This is a genomic window from Clostridium amazonense (assembly GCF_056431285.1).
Genome location: NZ_JBWKMH010000033.1, coordinates 1,075,764 through 1,085,132 on the forward strand (window position 1 = coordinate 1,075,764; position 9,369 = coordinate 1,085,132).

A 9,369-nucleotide genomic window follows, 5' to 3' on the forward strand; every position below is an offset into this window, starting at 1 on the left:
CATCCTCCTAATTCACAAGTTTCCAATTATTTGAGCCATTTTTTATTTCTATCATTTTTTCATATATACCGTATTGTTCCATCAGTTCATTATGTGTTCCACTTTCTACAATTTTACCATCACAAACAACTAAAATTTTATCTGCTGCTTTTATAGTATTTAACCTATGTGCAATAACTAATAAGGTCTTTCCTTTAACCAATTCATTTATCGCCTCTTGAATATAACTTTCATTATCAACGTCAACACTAGCAGTTGCTTCATCAAGAATTACAATAGGGGCATCTTTAAGAATACAACGAGCTATCGATATTCTCTGTTTTTCTCCTCCTGATAAAGTTGTCCCACCCTCGCCAACTAATGTTTCAAATCCCTCTGGGAGTTCCATTATAAAGTCATAACACCGTGCTTTTTTTGCAGCTTCATAAACTTCTTCTTTTGTAGCGTTGGGATTTCCCATACATATATTATTGTAAATTGAATCTTGGAAAAGATATACTCTTTGAAATACCATGCTAATTTGATCCATAAGTTCAGACAGTGAAACCTTTGAGATATCTGTTCCTCTAATAGTTATCTCTCCAGACTCTACATCCCAAAAACGAGCTAATAAATTTGCAATTGTAGATTTTCCACTACCGGATGGTCCCACTAAAGCCGTCATACTATTCTTCTTCATTTCAAAACTAATATCATGTAATGCCTCTTTTTCTTGATAAGCAAAAGTTACATTTTTAAACATAATTTCTGATTCAGCTGAATTTTCCTTAGGAATATATTTTGTTCCAAACTCTGGTAATTCTTTTTCATTTAAAACAGCTTCTATACGATCCAATGCAGCATTCATAACTGTTAATCTAGTTGCCTCGCTATAAAGAGCTTTCAATGGTCCAAAAAGATCAAACACAAATAACAATATGCCAAGAAGATATGGCAAAGATAAAACGCCAGATTGTTCTAGACTAATTGATAAATATAAAATCACTGTAATACCAATAGCATAAAGAATATTAAGGCATCTTATCCAAGGTGTCATTTTTTCTTCAAAGCCCAATGAAGTATCTTTAGATTTTTTAAAGTTATTTGTTAATTCTTCAGATTTATCCCCAAGTAAGTTATAACTTTTAATTACACTAATACCTTCTGTAAAAGAAAGAACTGCATCAGTTAACTTTTCACTTTGTTCCTGTCTTTCAACAGCTTCATTTAATGATACTTTATTCATTTTTTTAGCAATAAATGAAGCAATAATTGTAACTATTAAAGCAACTGCTCCAATTCTCCAATCTAAAATGAACATAAATACTAAAAGCACTAAAGTTGAAAGTATATAACTCATCATATTTGCAATAGTACTCATTGAAACTTCTTCAATGAATGCCATATCCGTACTTAGCACTGAATTAATTTTTCCAATATTACCAGATGTAAAATATCCCATAGGAAGTTTACGTAAGTGATTACCAAGTTCCATACGTTTATCTGCAAAAATCATAAATCCAGAAGCACTCTGTAAGCGATTACTAAAGAAATGTATTATTGTTTGTATAACAACAATAATTACAAGAGTAATTCCAATATATATAAAAGTTTTTTCAGTTATTGTTTTTTCATAAAATCCTAGCAACACATAAAAAGCCAAAAAAATAGGCATTTTACTTAAAATAGACTCTATAAATGTACATATAAATGCTCCCTTTATGCGCCCTTTATATTTCCCAGAAAGATTCATAATTCGTGAAAATAATCCAAACATCTACTTCACCTCCTCTGTGGTCTGTACTTTCCATTCAGTACTATACTGTGATGCTTTCCACAACTTCTGATATTCTTTACAGGAATTTAACAATTCTTTATGTTTTCCAACAGCAGCTAAAGATCCATTAGCCATAACACATATTTTATCAGCATTCATAATTGCTGATAAAATATGTGCAATTACAATTAAAGTTTTACCTTTTACAAGTTCTGAAATTGCAGCTTCCATTTTCTCTTCATTTTCTGGATCTGCATAAGCAGTTGCTTCATCTAGAACAACAATAGGTGCATCTTTCAAAATAGCCCTCGCAAGAGAAATTCGTTGTCTTTGTCCACCGGATAACATTTTTCCTGCATTTCCCACAAGAGAATGTATACCCTGTGGTAATTTTTCTAAAAATTCGATACATTGTGCTTTTTTTGCTGCTTCTATAACCTCTTCATCACTTGCACTTAATCTTCCCATACGAATATTTTCTAAAATGGATGTATTAAATAAATATTGATCCTGCGCTACATATGAAATTTGATTGTTTAAGTCATTTAGGCTCATATCACATATATTTTGACCACCAATATAAATACTTCCTTGCTGTGTGTCATAATAATGTATTAAAAGTTTTGCAAGTGTACTCTTTCCAGAACCAGATTCACCAACTAAAGCTGTTTTTTCACCGGCATTTGCTTTAAAATTAACATTATTTATAACATTGTTTATATTAATTATTGACTTTCCATCTTCTCCAATTTTGCTTGTCCGATAGCCAAATGTTACATTTTCATACACAACTGAATAATCTTTCCCAATAAAATTATTTTGATTTTGTTTCAATGGTTCATCATTCAAAGCCTGTTCTAGCATACTAATTTTATAATTTAATTGTGGCATTGTTGGAAGAAATGCCATTGCTTTTAATAAAGGAAGCCCAATACTTAATGAAAGGCATAAAATTAATATGAAATTTAGAAGCGTTGAGAAACCACTATATACAAACCACCCACCAAGAGGTAATGTTAAAATTATTGTACAAGGTAAAAGACAACTGTATATAGACATCCAAGGCCACGCAGCTTTATACCAGGCTAATGTATAGTCACGATAATCTGTAATATCTTTACTAAAACGCTCGTAGGAATCCGCTGTTTTATTGAATACCTTAACAACTTCCATACCATTAATATACTCAATAATAGTATTATTCATTTTTTGACCTGCCATATAATATGGTCCCATTTGTTTCATACCAACAGAATACATAATCATCATTGCTAAAATACTAATTGGAATAGAAGCAAGTGACATTAATGCTAGTTTCCAGTCCACGCAAAACATTGCAATATATACTACTAATGGTACCATTAAATTTGCAATTCCTTCTGGCAATGAATGTGCCATTAATAATTCTAAACTGTCTACATCATCAACAAACATTTTTTTTATGGTACCAATTCCCTTTTCTTGAATAACACCTAAAGGTAGAATTTCTAAACACTTTTGCAATTCTATTCTCAATCGTAAGATAGTGTTATAAGCCGCCTTATGTGAAACATTTAAGCCACATCCATTTAATATAGCTTGTAAAACCAAGCAAATAAGCACTCCAAATAATCTAATAAACAAATAAGTTATTTCAATTTGTTCATTTATAACCAATGGTTTAATAATTTGATAAACTAGTACAAAAGGTAAAACTCCCATTAAAACACTAAGCATCATAATTAAAGTGGCTCTATAAATAGATTTTTTATGCGGTCCAGCATATTCAAAAATTTTACTAAACATATTTATCTCCTCTTATAATTTATCGTTCTGTTAAGTTATATGAACATTGCTCTTCTCAACCTAAGGAAATATAATAGGTTTGCCAAACTAAATAATACCTCCTAAAAAAGGAGAGAAGAACAATGAACAAAACTAATATAAAATGTCTTCGCTGTCATTCCGATAAACTATATAAGTTTGGATTAGATAAGCAGGCTAATCAAAAGTATCAATGTAAACGCCAATTCCCCCTAGGCAATGGTGACGGGCTACCTAAAATGAATTATCCTAATTGCCCCAAGTGTGGTAAAGGTACATACTTACATCATTCTTATAAGCACTATAATCGTTATAAGTGTAATAATAAAAAATGTAACCATATTATAGTTAAGCATCATACCACTAACATTGATGATTCATCTAGCAAATTGGCCACCGGGTACCTTTCTATTAAAGGAGTACGATTTCCACTTCATGTTATATTAGCAGCATTAACTTTATACTTCATTAATAATTCATCAACAAGATTGATTTCTCAATTCTTAATGATAAATTCAAATATTAAAGTTTCTCATGTTACTATAGCAAGCCGGACTAATAAATTTGCACCTTTCTTTAAACAGAAAGCCGATAAATTTAAAGAAACTTTAAATCTACAATCTGACGATTGGCACGCTGATGAAACAGTTGTTTTCATTAATGGTGAAAGATATTATCTATGTTTAGCCATTAATTCAGAAACCAAATTTATTTTAGCATTTCATTTAACTAAATCTAGAAGTTCTGACTCAGCTTATACATTAAAAAATGAAGCTAAAACTTGTGGTGAACCTACTAATTTCATAACCGATAGGCTACCTTCGTATAACGAAGCTACTGCTACAGTATTGCCAAATACTAAGCATATTCCTGTTGCTCCAAGGTCTAGCGATACAAACAATAATTTAATTGAATCTTTCAATAAAACATTTAAAGCTTGGTATAAAGCTAAGAAAGGACTCAATTCTTTTGAGAAAGCTAATAACTTAATATATTTATTTTTCACTATAACTTCATTAGACCACATGGATCATTAAATAATTGCACTCCAGCAGAAGTTGCTGGCTTCGCAATCGATAGCTTAGCTAAAAACTCTTGGTTTTCAGCAGCGTAATTAAACGCTTAATACCTTTGATTAACCTGCAAAAATCATTTCTATTGCAGGCTTGTTTGCCATGCAATAAATTATTCAAACTTATATAATTTTCAAAGAGCGAGTAATTCTATGAAAAATTAAGCTTTTTTTTCATATCAGCTTAACAGATTCTAATTTATTTGTTTCCATAAAGTTGAAAATTAATTTTCATTTCCTTTAATACTCACCTCTTTATACTGTTTTTCATCTATTATTAATACGGATTTACACGTTTTAAATAGTAACTCTAAATCATGTGTTATTATAATAAACAGAGCTTCTTTTGATTTTTCTGTGATTAACTCTGACATAACATTCATACTTTTATAATCTAATCCCGATGTGGGCTCATCTAATATAATTACTTTTCTATAATATTATTATAAGCATAGTTTACATTGATCCTAAAAATACATTTTTCAAATATGGTTTTATTATATATAGCAAACCCAATATAACTAAAATTATTGTTAAGCTTTTAATTGCTTTTTTCAATGAAAAAATTGCCAAGTAAATCATGCTTATTATCAAAACAAGCACATAATCCATTTGATTTCCAATAGTAAGTATTATTGAAAATAACATAATTAACCCAACTATAATAGGATTTATTTTATATTGTAATTTGTTTTCTTTTTTATAAAACACTTTTTCTCTTCCTATTGTTAAAAAATTTATTATAAATATATGTTCCAAAATAAGATACTATTATAACTTATAAAATTGCAATTATTGCACAAACTGAAATATTTTAACCGTATAGAACTCATATAAAAAAACTTGCATATTCTTTGTTAAATAAATTTGGAGATTAATTTATTAATTCTTCTACCCCAAAAATAAATATAAATTGCATAGCATATAACAAATAAATAAACATTCCTACTCCAAAAGCAATTTCTACTCTCATATTTTTTTAACATAATTATTTTTACTTCCAATAACTATTTCTGCTAAAATACAAATTGCAATTATAGTCCAAATTCCTATTATTTTATAAAAAAACATGAATAAGAAGTATAAAAATGCAGTTCCTCTCTATCCTATTGTTTTACACATAATTACAAACACTTGTGCAACAATTATTGTAGGTAATGCTGATGATAGGTATAAACTTGGAATCATTTCAAAACTTCCTGTTTAAAATCCTAATATCATTGTTAGCACAAATCCTATAACATCAACTACCGCCAACTTAACTATACTTTGTTAAACTCATGTTATTTTCTGCCCTTATATACCTTTAATTTTTCAAATTTTTTATTCCCCATAATCCCACTATTCTAATATCTTGTTTTCACTATTTTTCTTCAGATATGATGAAATGATCTCTCTAAATAAATTGCTTTGTGTTAAAAACATATCACTAATATTTAAAATTTCTCCAGCAACAATCATTGAATTTATTAACTGCATAAAATCATTATTTACAAGACAACTTAAATTTTCTAGATTAGTTTCTTTAACAAAATCTAAAAATGCTTTTTTTGAATCCTCTTCTATTCTTTCTTTAAGTTCTTTTAGTCGTTCATTTTTCTCCGCTTCCATTAAAAACATAGCATAAATAGATTTGTATTCATTTTTATCAAATATCTTAAGTATTACTAATTCAATGACAAGCTCTTCCCTTGTTTTATCAGTATTTTCAGAAATAAACTTCTCGACTTTTTCAAATCTAAATTCATTTCCTAGCGCCATTATATCGTACAGCATATCCGACGTGTTTGAGTAATGATAATAAACACCTCCTTTACTCATACCAACTGCATTAATCACATCTTCCATAGTTGTATTTTGAAAGCCTTTTTTCAGAAAAACTTTTCTTGCAACTTCACATATTTCTTTCTTTCTAATATTCGCCGAAAGACGACACCTTGCACACATTTAAATCCTCCTAACAAAAAAATTTTAACCGACTATACCGTCGAATATATCGTACCATAAATTTATAATGCATTCAATATGCTATTTTTTAATATTTAATTTTTATACGCTAGTATAAACTCATTTGCCATTTGAACGCCCATAAAACTATTTGCTCTAAATAATTTATAATTTCTTCATTATTTAATACATGTCATTTAAATTACCTATAAAAATTTAAACATCTTTGTTAATTTTTTTGTTTAACACATTGCAAAATTCCTTTTTATCAAGGTCATTAAAATATTCAATTACTCCAATGATAACTACAGCTATTATTTCATTTAGAAAATCTAAATTTTTTTAAAACTAGCCACTCACTTCAAGTCTTCTTTAAATCATAAAAAACATATTGTTAATTAAGACTAAGATAAGTATATTACTTGATGATATTGTATTTTATTGTATATTGATAATCATTATTAATATACAATTTTTATGTTTCATTTTCTCTACATTATGCATACTTATGATACTCTCATCATTATTCCTATTAATACTATTCTAGCTTTTAGACATATTCAATTCAAAATCTAGTATTATTCATTTATTTTTTGATGTACATTCTATAATTCTTAATGCTATTTTTTAATACAATTTCATAATTTAATCATAACCACCCGTTAAACGGGTGGTTTGCTCTAGCCATATAAGGGGATATTACTGACAAGTGCTATTCGCACTCTGAACGGTCTGCCAACCGCATGCTTTTCCAGGCTGCAACTAAAAGGTGCTTTCTATCTACCTTTTTTTACTTGCTCGCACGTAAATGGGTCTATATATTCTTTTAAACTTAATTGCTCATACGCAAAATCTTCTTGTATTTGATTTCTCATATATTCTTCTATTATCTTTCTATTTCTTCCTACTGTATCAACATAATATCCCCTACACCAAAATTGTCTATTTCTATATTTATATTTCAAGTTTGTATGTCTATCAAATATCAAAAGCGAACTTTTACCTTTTAAATACCCCATAAATTGCGAAACACTTAACTTTGGTGGAATACTTACAAATATATGTATATGATCTTTACATGCATTTGCTTCTATTATTTCTACTCCCTTTTGTTCACATAATTTTCTAAGTATTACTCCTATATCTACTTTTATCTTTCCATAAATTATTTGTCTTCTATACTTTGGTACAAAAACTATGTGATATTTTCAATTCCATTTACCATATGCTAAGCTACTATTGTCCATTTGGACACCTCCAATATAATTTAGTTTTGGTCGGCAAACCTATTTTTCTTTTTTCTACTCATAGCTATAAGCTTTTTAGAACCATTAGTTGAACTAGTGGTATTCAATATACAAAAAGCGAATACAAAAAATCAACTTTTTTGTATTCGCTATATTAATTAATTTTGATATGTTATCTTTTCTTACTTATTATGTTTTACTTTAAACTAATTGTCTTTAATACGTACCATTTTATAAAGACTATCATACTTTTTAATTCATTCAAAATACTTTAATATCACTAAAGTTTACTATATTATTTGTATTTAATACAGAGATGGATTTAAAATTATACAAAGTATGCTAAATTTGTAAACTTAAATCTAATTTTTAAATTACAGTTTCTTTTAGTTTCCATTGTTTTTAAGTGCATATTATTATCTTTATTCTAATGCCTCTAGTTTCTTCTTTAAAATCCTTAATTCCTCCTCTCTTTCCTTTATCAAAGATTTATATCCACATTCCATCTCATTCCAATTTTTACTAAGTAAATTTATAAAGGATGCCATCTCATCAGCACTTCCAGCTATACGATTAAATAGTAGTAAATTAGACTCTAAAACCTCTGGAATTTCTTTGTGAGAATACCTTAATTGATGATCAATCTCTCCATAGCCTTCTTCAAATATAGTTCTAACTTGAATTTCTGCTATAACTCTTTGGCTTGTTGGATAAAACTCTATAAGATAATGAACTGAACGATATCCTGATTTTCTTGATTGAATTTCTATATTTAACTCTTCAAATCTATCTGTATTGTCTCCCTCTCTAACATTTGCAGTAATCTCAATTACCTTCCATGTGCTAAGAATAAACTTATGTATTTCTTCCCAATCTTGTTTAAATATATGAATAGCTCTAATACCTATTAAATCGTTTATTTCTTCTTTGTAATTTTCTAAATTAAATTCAAAATCTTCACCATACTTATCTTTTCTATTAGGTGTTTTTCTTATAATTTTTTCAATTAACCTTTCTCCATTTTTCACTCTTGTTTTCACAGTATGTATCTTACTATGTCTTCTAAGAGTGTTGGATATAAAATTTGCTTGGGTTTCATAAGTATCTTTATATCTATTAAAATCTTCATATATATTGCTTAAAGTATCCCAATTTATATTATATTTTTCAATTTCGCCTTCTGCAAAAGAATACTTTTTAAAGAAATCTTCCTTTATAAGTTTTTTATTCATAACGTTATAACTCCAAATACATATTTTTATTTATAATTTTAACACATTAAAAATTTTACTCAAGTAATATAGGGTTCCAAGTTCAAATTCAGAATAACATCTTTATCAAATGATAGTACTAATCTTACAGTTTATTCTATTATCATGCTTGGAACCAGTTGACAATTGAAAATTGACAATTGACAGCTCATAGGCCCCTATAGAAATGTAGACTCATAATTCAAATGGAATTATACTAAGATTAATGAATGGAGGGGTGCATTATGAGTGGAAATTTTATTAGAAAATATACTGAGGAAGAACGAGTGAAAA

Annotated in this window: 7 protein-coding genes and 1 pseudogene; 1 reads left to right on the forward strand and 7 read right to left on the reverse strand. The window is 28.3% G+C overall.

Annotated features, from left to right (window positions below; genetic code table 11):
- Positions 1 to 7 precede the first annotated feature (7 nt).
- Together AC07E4_RS19770 and AC07E4_RS19775 are read right to left on the reverse strand one after the other, a co-directional pair.
- Positions 8 to 1,756 carry an ABC transporter ATP-binding protein gene (locus tag AC07E4_RS19770; RefSeq protein ID WP_478217267.1) on the reverse strand — a complete coding sequence of 583 codons (1,749 nt, stop codon included), beginning with the start codon at positions 1,754 to 1,756 and terminating at the stop codon, positions 8 to 10.
- The gene (locus AC07E4_RS19775) at positions 1,757 to 3,541 is read right to left on the reverse strand and encodes an ABC transporter ATP-binding protein (protein ID WP_478217268.1); all 1,785 of its coding nucleotides are present in this window, start codon (positions 3,539 to 3,541) and stop codon (positions 1,757 to 1,759) included.
- A gap of 122 nt (positions 3,542 to 3,663) precedes the next feature.
- On the opposite strand from AC07E4_RS19775, the pseudogene AC07E4_RS19780 reads away from it, so the two are divergent.
- Positions 3,664 to 4,673, forward strand: a pseudogene (locus AC07E4_RS19780) (IS6 family transposase).
- Between the two features lie 182 nt (positions 4,674 to 4,855).
- Here the strand turns inward: AC07E4_RS19780 and AC07E4_RS19785 are convergent.
- The 5 genes from AC07E4_RS19785 to AC07E4_RS19805 form a co-directional block, all read right to left on the reverse strand.
- Positions 4,856 to 5,005: a hypothetical protein gene (locus AC07E4_RS19785; RefSeq protein ID WP_478217269.1), complete on the reverse strand. Its 150-nt coding sequence runs from the start codon at positions 5,003 to 5,005 to the stop codon at positions 4,856 to 4,858.
- Positions 5,006 to 5,087: 82 nt separating this feature from the next.
- Positions 5,088 to 5,342, reverse strand: a complete 255-nt coding sequence (locus AC07E4_RS19790; RefSeq protein WP_478217270.1) for a hypothetical protein — start codon at positions 5,340 to 5,342, stop codon at positions 5,088 to 5,090.
- A gap of 630 nt (positions 5,343 to 5,972) precedes the next feature.
- Positions 5,973 to 6,578: a TetR/AcrR family transcriptional regulator gene (locus tag AC07E4_RS19795; RefSeq protein ID WP_478217271.1), complete on the reverse strand. Its 606-nt coding sequence runs from the start codon at positions 6,576 to 6,578 to the stop codon at positions 5,973 to 5,975.
- 776 nt (positions 6,579 to 7,354) lie between these two features.
- Positions 7,355 to 7,777: an IS200/IS605 family transposase gene (gene tnpA / locus AC07E4_RS19800; protein ID WP_478217282.1), complete on the reverse strand. Its 423-nt coding sequence runs from the start codon at positions 7,775 to 7,777 to the stop codon at positions 7,355 to 7,357.
- Between the two features lie 470 nt (positions 7,778 to 8,247).
- Positions 8,248 to 9,057 carry a RelA/SpoT domain-containing protein gene (locus tag AC07E4_RS19805; protein WP_478217272.1) on the reverse strand — a complete coding sequence of 270 codons (810 nt, stop codon included), beginning with the start codon at positions 9,055 to 9,057 and terminating at the stop codon, positions 8,248 to 8,250.
- Positions 9,058 to 9,369: the final 312 nt, after the last annotated feature.